Source organism: Bacillus sp. PS237 (genome assembly GCF_037963345.1).
Taxonomy (GTDB): domain Bacteria; phylum Bacillota; class Bacilli; order Bacillales; family Bacillaceae; genus Bacillus; species Bacillus subtilis.
Window position 1 is genome coordinate 1,289,898 of sequence record NZ_CP150156.1, and the last position, 16,372, is coordinate 1,306,269.

General features: G+C 44.2%; 22 protein-coding genes. 16 read left to right on the forward strand and 6 right to left on the reverse strand.

The window, feature by feature from the left end; genetic code table 11:
- Positions 1-82: 82 nt before the first annotated feature.
- The 3 genes from NST22_RS06700 (at position 83) to NST22_RS06710 (ending at position 4,093) form a co-directional block, all read left to right on the forward strand.
- Positions 83-1,084 (forward strand): LacI family DNA-binding transcriptional regulator, encoded by a 1,002-nt coding sequence (locus NST22_RS06700; protein ID WP_003244946.1) that lies wholly within the window; start codon positions 83-85, stop codon positions 1,082-1,084.
- A 76-nt stretch (positions 1,085-1,160) separates the two neighbouring features.
- Entirely contained in the window at positions 1,161-2,603 is a 1,443-nt protein-coding gene (locus tag NST22_RS06705) for a tagaturonate reductase (RefSeq protein ID WP_003245710.1), read from the forward strand.
- Positions 2,600-4,093 (forward strand): UxaA family hydrolase, encoded by a 1,494-nt coding sequence (locus NST22_RS06710; RefSeq protein WP_003245409.1) that lies wholly within the window; start codon positions 2,600-2,602, stop codon positions 4,091-4,093. The genes NST22_RS06705 and NST22_RS06710 overlap by 4 nt, the downstream gene beginning before the upstream one ends.
- 38 nt (positions 4,094-4,131) lie before the next feature.
- Here NST22_RS06710 and NST22_RS06715 read toward each other — a convergent pair whose 3' ends face one another.
- Both NST22_RS06715 and NST22_RS06720 read right to left on the reverse strand, forming a co-directional pair.
- Positions 4,132-4,896, reverse strand: a complete 765-nt coding sequence (locus NST22_RS06715; protein ID WP_003245643.1) for a sulfite exporter TauE/SafE family protein — start codon at positions 4,894-4,896, stop codon at positions 4,132-4,134.
- A gap of 224 nt (positions 4,897-5,120) precedes the next feature.
- Positions 5,121-5,585, reverse strand: coding sequence for a DinB family protein (locus NST22_RS06720; protein WP_003245144.1), 465 nt, complete (start codon positions 5,583-5,585; stop codon positions 5,121-5,123).
- A gap of 148 nt (positions 5,586-5,733) precedes the next feature.
- Here NST22_RS06720 and yjoB point away from each other — a divergent pair, with 148 nt between their 5' ends.
- The 3 genes from yjoB to phrA all read left to right on the forward strand — a co-directional run bounded on the left by yjoB (position 5,734) and on the right by phrA (position 8,410).
- Positions 5,734-7,005, forward strand: a complete 1,272-nt coding sequence (gene yjoB, locus NST22_RS06725; protein ID WP_003245490.1) for an ATPase YjoB — start codon at positions 5,734-5,736, stop codon at positions 7,003-7,005.
- 144 nt (positions 7,006-7,149) lie between these two features.
- Positions 7,150-8,286 (forward strand): response regulator aspartate phosphatase RapA, encoded by a 1,137-nt coding sequence (gene rapA / locus NST22_RS06730; protein ID WP_010886491.1) that lies wholly within the window; start codon positions 7,150-7,152, stop codon positions 8,284-8,286.
- Positions 8,276-8,410 (forward strand): phosphatase RapA inhibitor PhrA, encoded by a 135-nt coding sequence (gene phrA, locus NST22_RS06735; protein ID WP_003245487.1) that lies wholly within the window; start codon positions 8,276-8,278, stop codon positions 8,408-8,410. The genes rapA and phrA overlap by 11 nt, the downstream gene beginning before the upstream one ends.
- A 30-nt stretch (positions 8,411-8,440) precedes the next feature.
- On the opposite strand, the gene NST22_RS06740 is transcribed toward phrA, so the two are convergent.
- Entirely contained in the window at positions 8,441-8,698 is a 258-nt protein-coding gene (locus tag NST22_RS06740; protein ID WP_003232731.1) for a YciI family protein, read from the reverse strand.
- 120 nt (positions 8,699-8,818) lie between these two features.
- On the opposite strand from NST22_RS06740, the gene NST22_RS06745 reads away from it, so the two are divergent.
- Positions 8,819-9,772, forward strand: a complete 954-nt coding sequence (locus NST22_RS06745; RefSeq protein WP_003244876.1) for an N-acetylmuramoyl-L-alanine amidase — start codon at positions 8,819-8,821, stop codon at positions 9,770-9,772.
- A gap of 39 nt (positions 9,773-9,811) precedes the next feature.
- On the opposite strand, the gene NST22_RS06750 is transcribed toward NST22_RS06745, so the two are convergent.
- The gene (locus NST22_RS06750; protein WP_003245254.1) at positions 9,812-10,189 is read right to left on the reverse strand and encodes a PH domain-containing protein; all 378 of its coding nucleotides are present in this window, start codon (positions 10,187-10,189) and stop codon (positions 9,812-9,814) included.
- Between the two features lie 105 nt (positions 10,190-10,294).
- On the opposite strand from NST22_RS06750, the gene NST22_RS06755 reads away from it, so the two are divergent.
- On the forward strand, positions 10,295-10,897 hold the full coding sequence (locus NST22_RS06755) for a poly-gamma-glutamate hydrolase family protein (protein ID WP_003244789.1): 603 nt from the start codon (positions 10,295-10,297) through the stop codon (positions 10,895-10,897).
- Positions 10,898-10,973: 76 nt separating this feature from the next.
- The gene (locus NST22_RS06760) at positions 10,974-11,810 is read left to right on the forward strand and encodes a manganese catalase family protein (RefSeq protein ID WP_003245071.1); all 837 of its coding nucleotides are present in this window, start codon (positions 10,974-10,976) and stop codon (positions 11,808-11,810) included.
- A 43-nt stretch (positions 11,811-11,853) separates the two neighbouring features.
- Here NST22_RS06760 and NST22_RS06765 read toward each other — a convergent pair whose 3' ends face one another.
- On the reverse strand, positions 11,854-12,450 hold the full coding sequence (locus NST22_RS06765) for an ImmA/IrrE family metallo-endopeptidase (protein WP_003232721.1): 597 nt from the start codon (positions 12,448-12,450) through the stop codon (positions 11,854-11,856).
- A 162-nt stretch (positions 12,451-12,612) separates the two neighbouring features.
- On the reverse strand, positions 12,613-12,954 hold the full coding sequence (xre, locus tag NST22_RS06770; protein WP_003232719.1) for an HTH-type transcriptional regulator Xre: 342 nt from the start codon (positions 12,952-12,954) through the stop codon (positions 12,613-12,615).
- A gap of 177 nt (positions 12,955-13,131) precedes the next feature.
- On the opposite strand from xre, the gene NST22_RS06775 reads away from it, so the two are divergent.
- From NST22_RS06775 to NST22_RS06805, 7 genes are all read left to right on the forward strand, one after another.
- Entirely contained in the window at positions 13,132-13,311 is a 180-nt protein-coding gene (locus tag NST22_RS06775) for a hypothetical protein (RefSeq protein WP_003232712.1), read from the forward strand.
- Positions 13,298-14,134, forward strand: a complete 837-nt coding sequence (locus tag NST22_RS06780) for a phage-like element PBSX protein XkdB (protein WP_003245799.1) — start codon at positions 13,298-13,300, stop codon at positions 14,132-14,134. Before NST22_RS06775 ends, NST22_RS06780 begins: the two co-directional genes overlap by 14 nt.
- Positions 14,034-14,834 (forward strand): ATP-binding protein, encoded by an 801-nt coding sequence (locus NST22_RS06785; protein ID WP_010886492.1) that lies wholly within the window; start codon positions 14,034-14,036, stop codon positions 14,832-14,834. The genes NST22_RS06780 and NST22_RS06785 overlap by 101 nt, the downstream gene beginning before the upstream one ends.
- On the forward strand, positions 14,834-15,001 hold the full coding sequence (locus tag NST22_RS06790; protein ID WP_003245588.1) for a hypothetical protein: 168 nt from the start codon (positions 14,834-14,836) through the stop codon (positions 14,999-15,001). The genes NST22_RS06785 and NST22_RS06790 overlap by 1 nt, the downstream gene beginning before the upstream one ends.
- Positions 15,002-15,085: 84 nt before the next feature.
- Positions 15,086-15,436 (forward strand): phage-like element PBSX protein XkdD, encoded by a 351-nt coding sequence (gene xkdD, locus NST22_RS06795; protein WP_003245290.1) that lies wholly within the window; start codon positions 15,086-15,088, stop codon positions 15,434-15,436.
- A complete protein-coding gene (gene xtrA / locus NST22_RS06800; protein ID WP_003244900.1) occupies positions 15,433-15,639 on the forward strand; it encodes a phage-like element PBSX protein XtrA in 207 nt (68 codons plus the stop codon). Before xkdD ends, xtrA begins: the two co-directional genes overlap by 4 nt.
- A gap of 115 nt (positions 15,640-15,754) precedes the next feature.
- Entirely contained in the window at positions 15,755-16,264 is a 510-nt protein-coding gene (locus NST22_RS06805) for a sigma-70 family RNA polymerase sigma factor (protein WP_003245797.1), read from the forward strand.
- The last annotated feature ends 108 nt before the right edge of the window (positions 16,265-16,372 follow it).

Genomic DNA, 16,372 nt, shown 5'->3' on the forward strand with positions numbered 1-16,372 from the left:
AAATATAGTGGGAGAGGCGGTATGTTTGATGATACAATATACAGTAAATAATCGCAGCCGGTATGATAAGGAAGGGAATTAGATGGTAACCATAAAAGATATCGCAAAACTCGCAAACGTATCCCACACTACTGTTTCCAGAGCACTCAACAACAGCCCTTACATCAAAGAACATACGAAGAAAAAAATATTAGAGCTAGCAGAGCAGCTCAACTATACACCAAATGTAAATGCGAAAAGTCTGGCGATGCAAAAGTCGCATACGATCGGGCTATTCTTTACAAGCATTACAAACGGAACCTCACACAGCTTCTTTGCAGACACTATCAAAGGCGTCAATCAAGCCATAAGTGAGGATTACAATCTGTATGTGCGCGGCATTGATGATCTGAAAAACTATGACTCCGTTACACCGATGAGATATGACGGCATCATTTTAATGAGCCAAAGTGACATTGATAATTCTTTTATTTACCATATTCGCGAAAAAAACATTCCGCTTGTCGTGCTGAATCGTGATATTGATGATCGTACCATCACGAATATTTTGTCCAATGACAAGGAAGGCTCTCAAGAAGCTGTAGAATACTTCATTCAGTCCGGACATCAAGACATCGCCATCATCGAGGGGATCGAAGGCTTTAAATCCTCCCAGCAGCGAAAGGAAGGGTACTTATCCGCACTGATTCAACATCATATTCCGATCAAGCATGAATACAGTGTCAAAGGACAGTACGATATGGAAAGCGGCTTTCAAGCGATGGAGCGGCTGCTGGCACTGCCGAATCCTCCAACCGCTGTTTTTTGTTCGAATGATGACATGGCAATCGGAGCGATGAATGCGATATTCGCAAAGGGCCTGCGCGTTCCTGATGATATTTCGGTGATCGGGTTTGATGATATTGGGTTTTCACAGTACATCACGCCAAGGCTTTCAACAGTAAAGCGCCCAGTGGAGAAAATAAGCGTGCTCGGTGCGCAAAAACTCTTGTCGCTGATCAGCGAGCCCGAAACAAAAGCAGAAAAAATCTTGGAAAACACAGAATTTATGGTGCGTGATTCAGTCAGACGATTGACGACGTGATGTCCCGTTTTTCAGCGGGCATTCTTTATACAGAAAAATGTTAACGTGTGCATAAAGTGAGAGGGAGGCAATAAGGGTGCAGAAGCTGAATAAAAATGTGTACGATCACTATACTCAGTATCCAGAAAAAATTCTCCAATTCGGAGAAGGAAACTTTCTTCGGGGATTTATCGATTGGCAGATTGATCAATTGAATCAACACACTGATTTTAATGGGAGCGTGGCAGTTGTCCAGCCAAGAGGCTCAGAAAAAATCAAACGATTAAATGAGCAAGATGGATTATATACACTTTTTTTACAAGGAATGAAAGACGGAGAAGCGGTAAACGAGCATATGATTATCAACTCAATCAGCCGGGGAATTGACCTGTTTTCTGATTATGAAGCATACAAAGAATTGGCATCAAGCGAAAGGCTTCGGTTTATTATCTCCAACACCACTGAGGCTGGGATTGTATGTGATGAAAAAGATCGTTTAGAGGATAGGCCGCAAAAAACATTCCCTGGGAAATTAACTGCATTTCTTTACTTTCGCTATCAGGCTTTTAAAGGAGATCAGACAAAAGGGTGTGTCCTGATCCCATGTGAACTGATCGAGAATAACGGTGAAAAGCTGAGGGAAACGGTTCTTCATTATGCACATCTGTGGAAGCTGGAGGAAGGATTTACACAGTGGATTCATGAGGCCAATACATTTTGTAATAGTTTAGTAGACCGGATTGTTCCGGGTTTTCCCGTCGACAGCATTGATGAGATCACGGCAGATCTTGGCTATCAGGATGATTTGATAGTTGTGGGAGAGCAATATTATTTGTGGGTTATCGAGGGGCCTGATTGGATTGGAAAAGAACTTCCCTTTGCGGCTGCAGGGCTGCATACAAAGATCGTCAGCGACCTCACCCCATACCGGACTAAAAAAGTAAGAATTTTAAATGGCGCTCATACAGCAATGACGCCAGTGGCTTTATTATACGGCTTGAAGACTGTTAGGGATGCAGTCGAGCATCCGGAAGTGGGGCGATTTATAAGAGAGCTGATTGATGACGAAATTCTTCCTGTTTTAAAAATGGAAGGTCTTTCTCAGTATGCTGACGATGTGCTGAACCGTTTTAAAAACCCGTATATTAAGCATTACCTGGAAAGCATTGCATTGAACGCCATTTCCAAATTCAAAACGAGAAACCTGCCGACTCTTAAGGAATATGCTGAACAAAAGGGACAGCTTCCTGAACGCTTGGTGTTTTCTTTCAGCGCTCTTCTGTATTTTTATCATGATAACGAGACATTGCAGGATGATCCGGCAGTTCTTCAATTTTTCAAAGAGGTTTGGTGTCAGGAGGATGGCGACATGCTTCGGATTGCATCAAGAGTGTTAGGCGAACAGCGGCTGTGGGGGGCAGATCTCAATGAGATACCGAAGCTGACTGATAGAGTCGCTGTTTACTTGAATCATATTCATGAGCTGGGCATGCAGAGGGCTCTTGAACAATACTGCATACAAGGGGGAGAGGTACGTTGAAGTCGTTTATAAAGATTCATAAGCAAGATAATGTCCTTCTTGCTCTGCGGGATATTCAAAAGGGAGAGAGGCTGCATGCTTACGGCGTGTCGATTGAAGTAAAGGATGATATAAAAAGAGGCCATAAGATTGCATTGCAGTCTATCAAAGAAAACGACAGCATCGTCAAGTACGGGTTTCCAATCGGTCATGCATCACAAGATATCTCGATCGGAGAGCATATTCATGTCCATAATACGAAAACAAACCTGTCTGATATCCAATTATACAGCTATACACCGAGATTTGATGAAAATCCGTATTCTAATGAGAACCGGACGTTTAAAGGTTTTAGAAGAGAAAACGGAGATGCGGGTGTACGGAATGAATTGTGGATTGTCCCAACTGTCGGCTGTGTCAATGGAATAGCAGAAAAAATGCTGCAGCGTTTTGTCAGAGAAACAGGGGATATCGCTCCATTTGATAACGTACTGGTGTTAAAGCATCAATACGGATGCTCGCAGCTTGGCGACGATCATGAAAATACGAAGCAGATCCTGCTGAATGCCATTCGCCATCCAAATGCCGGCGGCGTCTTGGTGTTAGGGCTTGGCTGTGAAAACAATGAGCTGGCAAGAATGAAGGAAGCACTGCAAGATGTGAACTTGAAGCGGGTGAAGTTTCTGGAATCCCAGTCGGTGACCGACGAAATGGAGGCAGGCGTTGCTTTGCTGAAGGAAATTCATGAAGCGGCCAAAGGAGATAAGAGAGAAGACATTCCGCTGTCTGAACTGAAGATCGGGCTGAAATGCGGAGGTTCGGACGGTTTTTCCGGCATAACCGCAAACCCGCTGCTTGGACGTTTTTCAGATTATCTCATTGCACAGGGAGGGAGTACTGTGCTGACGGAAGTACCGGAAATGTTCGGCGCAGAAACCATCCTGATGCAGCGGGCTGCCAATGAAGAAGTGTTTCATAAGATAGTCGATTTAATCAATGATTTCAAACAATACTTTATTAAACATGATCAGCCGGTGTACGAAAATCCTTCACCGGGCAACAAAGCGGGCGGCATTTCTACACTTGAGGATAAATCGCTGGGCTGTACGCAAAAAGCGGGGATTTCTCCTGTCACGGATGTCTTGAAATACGGTGAAGTACTCAAGACAAAAGGGCTGACTCTTTTGAGCGCACCGGGCAATGATTTGATCGCCTCCTCCGCATTGGCGGCTGCCGGCTGCCAAATTGTCCTCTTTACAACGGGAAGAGGCACGCCGTTTGGCACCTTTGTCCCGACGGTGAAAGTAGCGACAAACACCGAGCTGTATGAGGCGAAGCCGCATTGGATTGATTTTAACGCAGGCCTTTTAGCAGAGGATGATGTTCATGAGGAATATGTGCTGCGTGAGTTTATCCACTATATGATTGAGGTGGCAAGCGGCCAGCTTGTGAACCATGAAAAAAATGATTTCAAAGAACTCGCCATTTTTAAATCGGGTGTGACGTTATAATAAGAAAAGGCTATCCTTCAAGCGGATAGCCTTCTTCATTAAATCAATTTTAAACCGCTGACTAAAATAATGGAAGCCATAATAAATTGCAGTGGACGCGGGGAGAATCGAGGCGAAAGATGGCTCCCGATCAGTACGCCGGGAATTGAACCGAGGAGCAGATTAGCTGCCAGCATGTAATCCACGCTTCCGAAGCTTGCGTTCAAAATGCCTGCTGCCGTAACAAGAAGAAAAGCATGCGCGATATCGGTTCCGACAATCTGTGACGCTTTCATGTTAAATAAGTAAATCATGGCGATTGCAAATAATGAGCCGGACCCGATTGATGTTAATCCGACGATAAACCCAAACACAACACCAATAAGAATTGTCAGCGCCCTCTTATTTTCAAGCGGCATCAGCTGCCAGCGGTTGGGGCGAAGTTTTCTATCCAAAAACAAACGAACGATGATTGAAATGGCAACCAGCGTTAACACATATCCTAGAGCGTGCTTAATAATTTCTTCCTGATGCTGGTGAAAGGCGGGGAACAAATGCAATATGCCAATGGCTAGCGAAGCACTCGGAATACTGCCGATGGCTAAGTATTTTACCAATTTAAAGTTAATCGTTTTCTGCCGCCAATGGGAGGCAACGCCAAACAGCTTTGTGATCGAGTTATATACAAGATCCGTACCGACCGCGATGGAAGGATTAATTCCAAGCACAATTAAAAGGGGAGTTAATAAGGCCGCTCCACCCACTCCCGTCAATCCGACTAAGGCTCCGACAAACAAACCCATCAATATGATGCTTACACTCATGATAAAGGCCTCCTGAAAACCCGACTATTTTTATCAGATTATATATGATTAGGACGCGTTAATCAATTAAATTTTTTGAATTTTTGCACGTTAGTTGCTTGAAATTTTGGTATGCTCAATATCTCTATTCATTTGCCCTATAATGAGTGTCTGGACGAAATCGAGAAGTACTAAAGGCGCAAAAAAAAGATACCTCTTAACAGGTATCTTTTTTCTTGTTTACGCTACATGCGCTGCTGATAGAAAGGAAGCTCAGTGTGGCCCATTTCCCGCACATACACGAACAGGTTGCCTTTATGGTGAATTTCATGCTCCATTGCAAGCTGAAGCAGCGCGCGGCCTGTGACTTTTCTGCCGAAAGCGGATGTCAGATCAATTTCTCTGTCCAGCTGCTCTTCAGTCAGCTGTTCAAGGATAGCGACCGTTTTTTCTGTATATGTTTTTGCCAGAACATTGAGATCTGTTTCTGTTTCTTCCTGCTTGTTTTGAAATGGTGAGGCATTGCCTTCCTTAATGACATTTGCGAACAAGTGGAAAGACGTAAGAATGTGTTTGACCAGCTCTTCTGCTGACATTGATGTTTCTGCCGGTTTGTAGCTGTAATGGTCTTTGCTGATTTTTTCGGCAAGCTCATTGGTCACGTTTCGATGGGATAAAAAATGGCTGACAATTTGATTGGATTGGCACATTATGATCTCCTCCATATGTAAAAATAAATGGTGCAATGAAATCCTATATCAACGGTTATGAATTCACAAGTAATATGCTGTGGGATGAAACAAAATGCTATGTCAATCGTATATATAACGTTCACAAAACATGAAATGGAGTATAAACATGACTAACATACCTTTCATTTATCAGTACGAAGAAAAAGAGAATGAAAGAGCTGCGGCGGGCTACGGCACTTTCGGTTACCTTATCACACGGATTGAAGAAACGCTTTATGATCAATACGGTGTATTCTATGAGCTCTATGCCAGTGATGATCCAAATACGGAATACTGGGAGCTTCTTGTAGAAGATGTCCGCAGCGGTTCATTGGAGCCTGAGCATGTGGCATATATATTTGAAAAGCTTGAAAAGAAAACCTTTGCTTACGATGAAGATGAGAAAGAACCGGATTATACCGTCCATAAGTCTATAAGAAACAGTGTATACGCGTATCCTGAAAAGGGAGTTGCTTTTGCCAGAATTCCATATTTTCAAGATGGGAGCATTATGAGTTTTGATTGTCTGTTTGCGGTTAACGATGAAAAGATGCGTGCATTTCTGGAGGGAGTCAGACCGCGTCTTTGGGAAAAAAGCAAGCGGAAAGTGACCGTGTTTACGGATGGAGATGGAGGGACTTCAAGAGAGCAGGAAGCCATTGTCAGAGAGGTTCAGCGGAGTCAAGTCATCATGAATCCGCTATTGAAAAAAGAGATATACAGATCAATTGATCAGTTTTTTCATAGTGATAAATCGTTTTATCAAACATATGACATCCCTTACAAGCGCGGCATTCTGTTATATGGACCTCCTGGAAACGGAAAGACGACGTTAGTGAAGTCGATCGCAGGCAGTATCGATGCACCTGTTGCTTATTGGCAAATTACTGAATTTACGTCGAGCGAGACAATAGAAGAAGTCTTTCAGGCAGCGAGACGCCTCGCTCCTGCAGTTCTGGTCATCGAGGATATAGATTCGATGCCGGAAGATGTGCGGTCCTTTTTTCTCAATACGCTGGACGGCGCGACATCAAAAGAGGGGCTATTTCTCATCGGTACGACAAACTATCCCGAAGAGATCGATCCAGGTTTGATGAATCGTGCAGGACGATTTGACCGTGCCTATGAAATCGGGCTTCCGGATGAAGAGCTGCGGCTGGAATATATGAAAATGAGAGGCTTTGGCATCTTTTTGAGTGAAGGAGAAATAAAAAACGCCGCAAAACTTACAGAAGGCTTTTCCTTTGCACAGCTGGGAGAATTATATGTATCTTCAGCCCTTCAATGGCACCAAGAAGGGAATCACCATATTGAAACCATGGTGAAAGACATGACAGGAGAGCAAAGAAAAAGCCAGCGGGGAAGCTGGATGGAAAGAAACAAAGTCGGTTTTCACTAAAAGAAAGCACGGGTGTTTGAAAAACCCGTGCTTTTTTGTTGCGGTTAGCCGAAATTCGACAATTGCGGTTATTTTGCGTTCTTCTTTTTCTTGTAAATATGATAAAATATGACATATCTCGGGTAATTCAAAAGGGGGGATTAATTGAGGATGAAGCAGACGATTCCGTCCTCTTATGTCGGGCTTAAAATTAATGAATGGTATACTCATATCCGGCAGTTCCACGTCGCTGAAGCCGAACGGGTCAAGCTCGAAGTAGAAAGAGAAATTGAGGATATGGAAGAAGACCAAGATTTGCTGCTGTATTATTCTTTAATGGAGTTCAGGCACCGTGTCATGCTGGATTACATTAAGCCTTTTGGAGAGGACACGTCGCAGCTAGAGTTTTCAGAATTGTTAGAAGACATCGAAGGGAATCAGTACAAGCTGACAGGGCTTCTCGAATATTACTTTAATTTTTTTCGAGGAATGTATGAATTTAAGCAGAAGATGTTTGTCAGTGCCATGATGTATTATAAACGGGCAGAAAAGAATCTTGCCCTCGTCTCGGATGATATTGAGAAAGCAGAGTTTGCTTTTAAAATGGCTGAGATTTTTTACAATTTAAAACAAACCTATGTTTCGATGAGCTACGCCGTTCAGGCATTAGAAACATACCAAATGTATGAAACGTACACCGTCCGCAGAATCCAATGTGAATTCGTTATTGCAGGTAATTATGATGATATGCAGTATCCAGAAAGAGCATTGCCCCACTTAGAACTGGCTTTAGATCTTGCAAAGAAAGAAGGCAATCCCCGCCTGATCAGTTCTGCCCTATATAATCTCGGAAACTGCTATGAGAAAATGGGTGAACTGCAAAAGGCAGCCGAATACTTTGGGAAATCTGTTTCTATTTGCAAGTCGGAAAAGTTCGATAATCTTCCGCATTCTATCTACTCTTTAACACAAGTTCTGTATAAACAAAAAAATGACGCCGAAGCGCAAAAAAAGTATCGTGAAGGATTGGAAATCGCCCGTCAATACAGTGATGAATTATTTGTGGAGCTTTTTCAATTTTTACATGCGTTATACGGAAAAAACATTGACACAGAATCAGTCTCACACACCTTTCAATTTCTTGAAGAACATATGCTGTATCCTTATATTGAAGAGCTGGCGCATGATGCTGCCCAATTCTATATAGAAAACGGACAGCCCGAAAAAGCACTTTCATTTTATGAGAAAATGGTGCACGCACAAAAACAAATCCAGAGAGGAGATTGTTTATATGAAATCTAAATGGATGTCAGGTTTGTTGCTCGTTGCGGTCGGGTTCAGCTTTACTCAGGTGATGGTTCATGCAGGTGAAACAGCAAACACAGAAGGGAAAACATTTCATATTGCGGCACGCAATCAAACATGATGCATAAAAAAAGACCCTTAGGGGTCTTTTTTATTTCTTCAGCTTCCATTCTTTTATCGTCAGCTCAGAAGATCCACTTGCCACCAGCGGATCCGCATGGCCGATTTCCGCTGCCTCTTCCAGTGAATCTGCTTCGATGACATACGCTCCGCCTGTGGCGTCGCTGAATGGCCCAAACATTTTTAAACGTTTTTCTGCCTGTAAACGATCCAGAAATTCATAGTGCCCAGCCACATGCTCCTGATTAAATTTCTCCGTTCTCATTGTCAGCATTAAATATGTATACATATTCAGACCCTCCGTGAACTTCAGTTTAACACATTTATCCATATTACGGTGATAGATGATATGAGCTTTTCGTCCTACGAATGCCACCTATTTATGAAAAAAGAAAAGGAGAGATGATAGGTGAGCATTCCAGTAAAGAAAAATTTGGTTTCTGAGGCGAAATACGCGTTGAAGTGTCCTAATGCAATGTCCGCTGAATACATTACCATTCACAACACGGCAAACGATGCATCAGCGGCCAATGAAATCAGCTATATGATCGGGAACACAAGCTCGACAAGCTTTCATTTTGCGGTCGATGATCAAGAGGTGATTCAAGGTCTGCCGCTTAACCGAAACGCTTGGCACACTGGTGACGGCACAAACGGTCCGGGAAACCGCAAATCAATCGGTGTTGAGATTTGCTACAGCAAATCGGGAGGCCCGAAGTATGAGGCAGCTGAAGCCTTGGCGATTTCATTTGTTGCACAGCTGTTGAAGGAGCGCGGCTGGGGCATCGATCGGGTGAGAAAGCATCAGGACTGGAGCGGAAAGTATTGCCCGCACCGCATTTTATCAGAGGGGCGCTGGGATCAAGTGAAGGCGGCGATTGAAAAGGAATTAAACGGGGGCGTATCAGCGAAAAAAGCTGCAGTCTCTTCTTCGGCGTCTGAATATCATGTAAAAAAAGGTGACACACTGTCAGGGATTGCCGCATCACACGGGGCCAGTGTGAAAACGCTGCAAAGCATAAATCATATCACTGACCCGAACCACATCAAAATCGGACAGGTGATCAAACTGCCTCAGACGGCATCTGCTTCTAAAAGCCATGCCGCATCCTCATATCCGCTCCCATCCGGCGTGATCAAAGTGACAAGCCCGCTGACGCAAGGGACAAAAGTAAAGCAGGTGCAGACTGCTTTAGCCGCTCTTTATTTTTATCCTGATAAAGGAGCGAAAAATCACGGCGTTGACGGCGTTTATGGCCCGAAAACAGCTAATGCAGTGAAACGTTTTCAGTCTGTCAGCGGTTTAACGGCTGATGGGATTTACGGTCCGAAAACGAAAGCGAAGATGGAGGAAAAGCTGTAAATGAAAAGACGGAAGCTGTGAAGCTTCCGTCTTTTCGCCTTACATACAAACTGCGGCAAGCACCTTTTGAATATCATAAATGCTTTCATCTTTTTTAAACTGCTTTGAGACAGCGGGAAGTTCCGCGCCGGAGATCCAAATTTTCAGCTCTGAATCAAGGTCAAAGCGGCCGGCAGTTTCCACGCTGAATCTGGAAATGCTTTTGTACGGAATCGATTGAAATTCCGTTTTCTTGCCTGTAATTCCCTGTTTATCTACAAGGATAAGCCGCTTGTCAGTAAAGACAATCAAATCGCGAACCAGCTTAAACGCGGCTTCAACCTTCTCACCCTCAAGTAAAATATGGGCAAGCTCTTCTTGCACAGCTGCCGTTGACAGTGTTGATGCATTGCCGAGTAATCCATCAATAAACCCCATCATATACCTCCTCTGCGTATTCTATCAAATCATACTATAAAAAAGGTTTTCATTCATAGATGAGTAGAGTAAACTGGTGCTGACTGGTAAAGGGGGGCGTTCAAGATGGAAGATATGTATGACAGCTTTGCGGCCCTTTCTGCTTCTGAGTCGGAGTACCGGATTATTTATGAGGAGAAAAACGGAAGTGAGCTTATCGTCCTCGGTCCTCACGGCGGCAGAATTGAGCCTGGCGTCAGTGAACTGGTGCGGGCATTTTCGGATCGATGTTCCATCTATTTGTTTGAGGGTCTAAAGCAGCGAAACAACCGTTCCTTGCATCTCACTAGCATTCGTTTTGATGAGCCGCTGGCTTTAGAAAAAGTGAATGACCACCATTACGCATTAGCGTTTCACGGGTATTATGATCCGAAAATCCCGCATACATTGGTCGGCGGGGCGGATCGTAAAAAAGCCAAGCTCATTTGTGAGCGTCTGAATGAAGCGGGTTTTAGCGCCGAGCTCACTAATGAGAAAGACCGCCTGGCAGGTGTACACCCAAACAATATTGTCAATCGGACGAAAAGAGAAATGGGACTGCAATTGGAGGTAAGCACGGCACAGCGAAATGCGCTATTCCGCAATTTTGGGTGCCGTGATAAAAGCTACATACAAAACGATTTGTTTGATCGATATGTGGAAGCCGTCAAGCTTGGCTTTTATACATAAAACTAGACGGGACCTGCACGGTTGGCCTATTCCTTCATACGCTGGGGTTGTGCGAAAGTGTGGGGAGGAATGATTCATGTTTTATCATATAAAAGAGCTTCAATATCAAGCAAAGCCAGCTCATCCCGATCCGGTTTATGCGAAAAAACTTCAAGAGGTGCTCGGCGGCCAATTCGGTGAAATTAGCGTCATGATGCAGTATTTGTTTCAAGGGTTTAACTGCAGGGCGGATGCTAAGTATAAAGATTTGTTATATGATGTGGGGACCGAAGAGATTGGGCACGTAGAAATGCTGGCAACGATGATTTCCAGGCTTCTGGACAATGCACCCGCGGATGTACAGGAGGATGCTTATAAAAGCAATCCCGCTATTGCAGCAGTCATGTCAGGGATGAACCCTCAGCACGCGATTGTGTCCGGATTGGGGGCGATGGCATCAGATAGTGAGGGCTATCCGTGGAATGCAAAATACATTATCTCAAGCGGAAACCTGCTGGCCGATTTTCGCGCTAACTTAAATGCGGAGGCCCAAGGACGCCTTCAGGTGACACGGCTTTATGCCATGACCGATGATCCAGGGGTAAGAGATATGCTGTCATTTTTGATTGCAAGGGATACCTATCATCAAAATATGTGGTACGCGGCCATTAAAGAGCTGGAGGAAAGAGAACGGGATATTGTCGTCCCGACGACGTTTCCGCGTGAGCTCGAAAAGCAGGAAGTCTCCTATGACCTGTTTAACTTTTCCAGGGGAGATGAAAGCTCACAAGGAAGATGGGCACATGGGGAAGCCTTTGACGGCCGGGGTGAATTCAGGTATATCCCGGCTCCGATTGCGTTCGCATCTGCGCCTCATCTTAAACCGGCGCCCATGTGGCTGCATAATACAGTTCCCCCAATGTCGAAATGTTAGGTTCTCTTCTGGGCTGAGGAATATATCCTCAGCCCGTATTTGATCAGATGTTTTTACCAATATGATATAACGCTTTTTCCTCAGCGACCTGCAAGTGCTGCTGATCGCCTTCCTCGTACGCATTTGGCCGCTTGTGAGATAATAAATAAGCGAGCCGCTTCTGAAATTGAATACCTGCTTTACGCCGTTCAAACATGTCAAGCCTTTTATCAGCAAATTCCTTTGTTACCCGGAATACCGCCGCAATTGTGGCGAGTGCCTGGCTTCTCCATTGCGGCAGTTCCATCTGCAACAGCATAAAGGTTGGCACACAGAAGTGGTACATAAATTGATTTGCCTGGAATTCCTGAAGCTCTCTGAAGAGCTTGTTCATCTGAAAATGATTGCCTGCATGCTTTAACACGTGGCACAGCTCATGGCCAAAATCCTCCCATTGCTCTTCCCGTGACTTTTTTTGGTTCAATACGATACTGTACATGCCGTCGTATTTCACCATCATGCTCCCCATATCCTCAAAATGCACCCAAATATCCAGATCCTTTGCGATTTTCAGCATGTCAATGTGATGAGGGGATGTGATGCCCAGCCGGCCGTATAAATTTTTAACGTATTCCTCCAGATGTGATAAGTAATCGCCCAATTGAATACTCCCTTTCGAACGTTTGTTCTGTTTTTAGCGAGAAAGAAAAGCCCGTATAGGACTGGAAGGTAGTGTAGAAATCTTTCCCTTTTCTTTAAAAAATAAACACTTTTTTCTTTATATCGGTCTACTTTTTATATGTTTTAGAGAACAGAGAACGATTTATTTATTTTTCGGTTTGCGGTTTTTCTCTTTTTCTTTTAAATAGTTGATAAATTCGATGGCCTGCTGTTTGCTTTCTGGGGAAAAATCCTGCATATCGCGGTATGCAAGCTGCAGGTCCGGATCTGAGAACATATCGTCATCGGATTTTTTGTCTTTCCCCGTTAATAAGTAATCAGTCGTTACTTGAAAGTAATCAGCCAGCTTTTGGAGTGTGTCGTAATCGGGTTCGCTTCGCCCGTTTTCATAGTGGGAATATCGTGCCCGTGACACACCGATGTGTGATGCGATTTCTTCCTGTGTCCTTTTCCCTCTGAGACTCTTCAATCTGCCGCCTATCATACTATGACCTCTCTTTTTTAAACTCCCTACGTTACTTATGATTATAGATACAAAATGTATCAAAATAAAGTTATGATAAAAAAAGTATCAAAAATAACTTGATGATACAGAATGTATCGTTTATACTTGGTAACATCCGATACAAAATGTATCAAAAAAGATCAGGAGAGTGATCACATGTATCCGATCCAAATCGTTTTTAGTGAAAATCCCATAGATCAGCGCCATCTCGGACAATCCGGCGGCACCATTTCGTTTACCGCATGCGGCCTTCCGGTGTTTCACTTTGAAACGCAGGAACAGTTTCAAGCATACATGATGTTAAAAGGAGAAGCGGCGTACAATGAAAAACGATAAAAGCTATCCTTTTCCGACGTATTCAGGGTTGTTGAATTCAGAACATTATGACAAAATTGGCCCGGCGTTATGGCTGTTTCTCTGGTTTATCAGCTCAACAACAAAAGAAATCGAAAAAGACGGCGTAAGCTGGGGCATCGTACTCGGCCATAAGCCGTTAAAAGCGAGAGAAATGGCGGCAGTCTTCGGCGTAAGTGAAAAAACCGTCAGAAGATGGCTGGAGCTTCTCGAAAACCATGATTACATAAAGGCCGTCCGTGCGCCATACGGACTGATGATTTCGGTCAAGCATTCAAAAAAATTCAGCTTCAGATCGGACAATACTGTACACGGGAGTCTAAAAGAACGGCCATTTTCGCCGCAGACACCGGACACAAACGACCGTACAGATATAGATAAAACAAACAAATATACTGCTGCTGATGATGCAGTGGATCACATTGCGAAGCGGTTTACACAATTACGGTCGGCTCAAGAAGGACGCACCGTGTATCCTTCCTCAAGAGATTATCAAGCCATCGCCCGCATTGTTGCCATCGGCGTTCCTGTCACGCAAACAATCAAATGGCTTGAAGAATGCTTTCAGGCTTTTGAAAACCGGCGGACCGCCGCTTCTGAAACAATCAAGGCTTTTCGCTACTGCTCGAAATTCATTGAAGATCGATTTTTCGCGCAGCAAGCCAAAAAGAATGCCGCAATTCAGCATGAGAGGATGAAAAAACATGACAAAACGAACAATCGAACAGATTTTGGACGAGCTGAGAAGAGGGAGACGTCCATTACTGGCGGACAAACCGGCCGAATCAGACGCAAGCAGGTATGATTGCCTGCGCTGCAAGGATCAGGGAGGTTATCTCGTCAGGCAGAATGGCCTGGAAGTCTGGACGATGTGCAGCTGCATGGCAGAACGAAAAGTGAAGCGGCTGCTGGGTGCAAGTGAGATTACCCACGCTTTCAGACAGCTCGGCTTCAAGGAATTCCGCACGGAGGGAAAGCCGCAGGCCATAAAAGACGCATTTGAGTGTACAAAAGAGTATGTTGCCGATTATGAACAAATCAAGGATTGCCGAAAAAACAGCATTGCCCTTTTAGGACAGCCCGGATCAGGGAAAACACACCTTTTGACCGCCGCAGCCAACGAATTAATGAGAACATGCTATGTGCCTGTCATTTATTTTCCGTTCGTGGAAGGCTTTACTGATCTGAAAAATGATTTTGCCCTATTAGAAGCGAAGCTGAACCGGATGAAGCAGGCGGATGTGCTGTTCATTGATGATCTGTTTAAACCGGTTAACGGCAAACCCCGCGCTACAGATTGGCAATTAGAGCAAATGTATTCGGTACTCAACTATCGCTACTTAAATCATAAACCGATTTTGCTTTCGAGCGAGCTGACAATTGAAGGACTTGTACGGGTCGATGAAGCGCTCGGCACGAGAATCTATGAGATGTGCAGTGACTATTTAGTGATTATCAAAGGAGCAGCCTACGAGCTTAACCATAGATTGGAGGGCGTCAGATAATGTGTAAGCTTTGTCAAACAAAGAAAGTCATTGTGGAACATACCGGTATTGGAGTTGTTTTTCATCCATGTCCGAACTGCCGGTCCGGCACTGACTTAACGCCTGTCATTCAAAAGCTGGAGCAAATGCTGACAGCGGGAAAAGCGAGGCTGAATATCTATGATTAAACAGCTGACTGCTCTAATCGCTTTGCTGTTTCGGGCAAAGCGAACAGAAAAAAACATTGAACAATGGTATAAGGACGACGGGAAGTGAAAGTGTTGGCAAAGACAAAACAGGCAGAGAAAAGCCCTGCGCCGTGGCGTGCTGTCCCGTGCGGGGATACGAAACCGATCTATATTTATTCAGCTTACAGTGAAGAAGAAAAAGAAAGATTTCCGTACTCAAACGGGCGGCTGATTGCAGCTGTATTTGACCTCAGCTCTTATTCGCAAAAAAGCAATGCCTCTTTGATGGCCGCTGCGCCTGAATTGCTGGAAGCGTCTAAAGCAGCACTTGATTTTCTGAAAGGGAATTCTATTCATTCAAAGGAGCGTATCATTCAGCTATTAGAAAAAGCTGAAGCAAGCGCTGCACCGAAAAGGGGAGGAAATAAAACATGATTCATCCGAAAAAACTGCTGCATATCGATTCCGTCACGCTTAAGAGCCAGCTGGAGGACGGGAAAATCCGTGTCATTATTGTGGACGGCATCAAGCAAGAAGCATGGATCACAGAAGCGCCAGAGCATGGAAAAACGCTCGTCGAAACAAGAAAGGGCGATCTTGCTCGTGTGGAATTTGAAATCGGCTACAAATTAAATTAAAGCGAAAACAGAATACGTCCAAGACGGAAAGCCTGCGGACACTGATCAACTGCACAGCATTTGTGCGTTGATTGGTGTCCGTTTTTTATTTGCCAAAAATGAGGAGGATCATAGAATGCAAGACTTACTATTTGAATATAAACGCACGCTCAAACAAACAAGAATACAATATAAACCGCTCGCTGAGGCAGATGAATCCGTGCTCTCAGCTGAAGAGCTGAAGGATAAAAAAATCATCAGAAATATGATTACTGATCTTGAATATGTAACAGAATGGCTTGAAAAAGGAAGGCAGCCCGGCATCAGACGGGCGATTGACCGGCGTGATGTTTACCAGCGGCTGATGATCAAGGACCCGAGAATCATCGAATCATTTTCCAGCGCTATGATGTTTGAGCCGGACGGACAGGTATCAGAAGAAGACAGAGATAGAATTCGAGAAGCATTAGCCCTGTTAACGGACAGAGAAAAGGAAATGTTTTTGCTGCATAAGGTAGAATGTTTTTCTTATGAACGGATCGCCGATCTTCTCGGCGTAAAAAAATCGACAGTGCAAACGACGATTAAACGGGCGAGTTTAAAGATGCAAAGACAGCAGGAAGAAATGAATCGATCACTTGCCTGAAAGCTTGTCATACGTTTGCCACCTATAAGTGAATAGAGCATGACACTAAGCGGCTGGCTGATCAGCCGCTTTTATGAATAAACAACCATGCTGGAGGTGGCGGTGATG

Coding starts and splice junctions, on each gene's coding strand:
- NST22_RS06785 (WP_010886492.1), top strand. CDS start 14,034: ATGACAAAACGAACAATCGAACAGATTTTGGACGAGCTGAGAAGAGGG.
- phrA (WP_003245487.1), top strand. CDS start 8,276: ATGAAATCTAAATGGATGTCAGGTTTGTTGCTCGTTGCGGTCGGGTTC.
- NST22_RS06715 (WP_003245643.1), bottom strand. CDS start 4,896: ATGAGTGTAAGCATCATATTGATGGGTTTGTTTGTCGGAGCCTTAGTC.
- xtrA (WP_003244900.1), top strand. CDS start 15,433: ATGATTCATCCGAAAAAACTGCTGCATATCGATTCCGTCACGCTTAAG.
- NST22_RS06740 (WP_003232731.1), bottom strand. CDS start 8,698: ATGTATACATATTTAATGCTGACAATGAGAACGGAGAAATTTAATCAG.
- NST22_RS06780 (WP_003245799.1), top strand. CDS start 13,298: ATGAAAAACGATAAAAGCTATCCTTTTCCGACGTATTCAGGGTTGTTG.
- xre (WP_003232719.1), bottom strand. CDS start 12,954: ATGATAGGCGGCAGATTGAAGAGTCTCAGAGGGAAAAGGACACAGGAA.
- NST22_RS06775 (WP_003232712.1), top strand. CDS start 13,132: ATGTATCCGATCCAAATCGTTTTTAGTGAAAATCCCATAGATCAGCGC.
- NST22_RS06750 (WP_003245254.1), bottom strand. CDS start 10,189: ATGGGGTTTATTGATGGATTACTCGGCAATGCATCAACACTGTCAACG.
- NST22_RS06790 (WP_003245588.1), top strand. CDS start 14,834: ATGTGTAAGCTTTGTCAAACAAAGAAAGTCATTGTGGAACATACCGGT.
- NST22_RS06805 (WP_003245797.1), top strand. CDS start 15,755: ATGCAAGACTTACTATTTGAATATAAACGCACGCTCAAACAAACAAGA.
- NST22_RS06700 (WP_003244946.1), top strand. CDS start 83: ATGGTAACCATAAAAGATATCGCAAAACTCGCAAACGTATCCCACACT.
- NST22_RS06755 (WP_003244789.1), top strand. CDS start 10,295: ATGGAAGATATGTATGACAGCTTTGCGGCCCTTTCTGCTTCTGAGTCG.
- NST22_RS06760 (WP_003245071.1), top strand. CDS start 10,974: ATGTTTTATCATATAAAAGAGCTTCAATATCAAGCAAAGCCAGCTCAT.
- NST22_RS06720 (WP_003245144.1), bottom strand. CDS start 5,585: ATGTGCCAATCCAATCAAATTGTCAGCCATTTTTTATCCCATCGAAAC.
- yjoB (WP_003245490.1), top strand. CDS start 5,734: ATGACTAACATACCTTTCATTTATCAGTACGAAGAAAAAGAGAATGAA.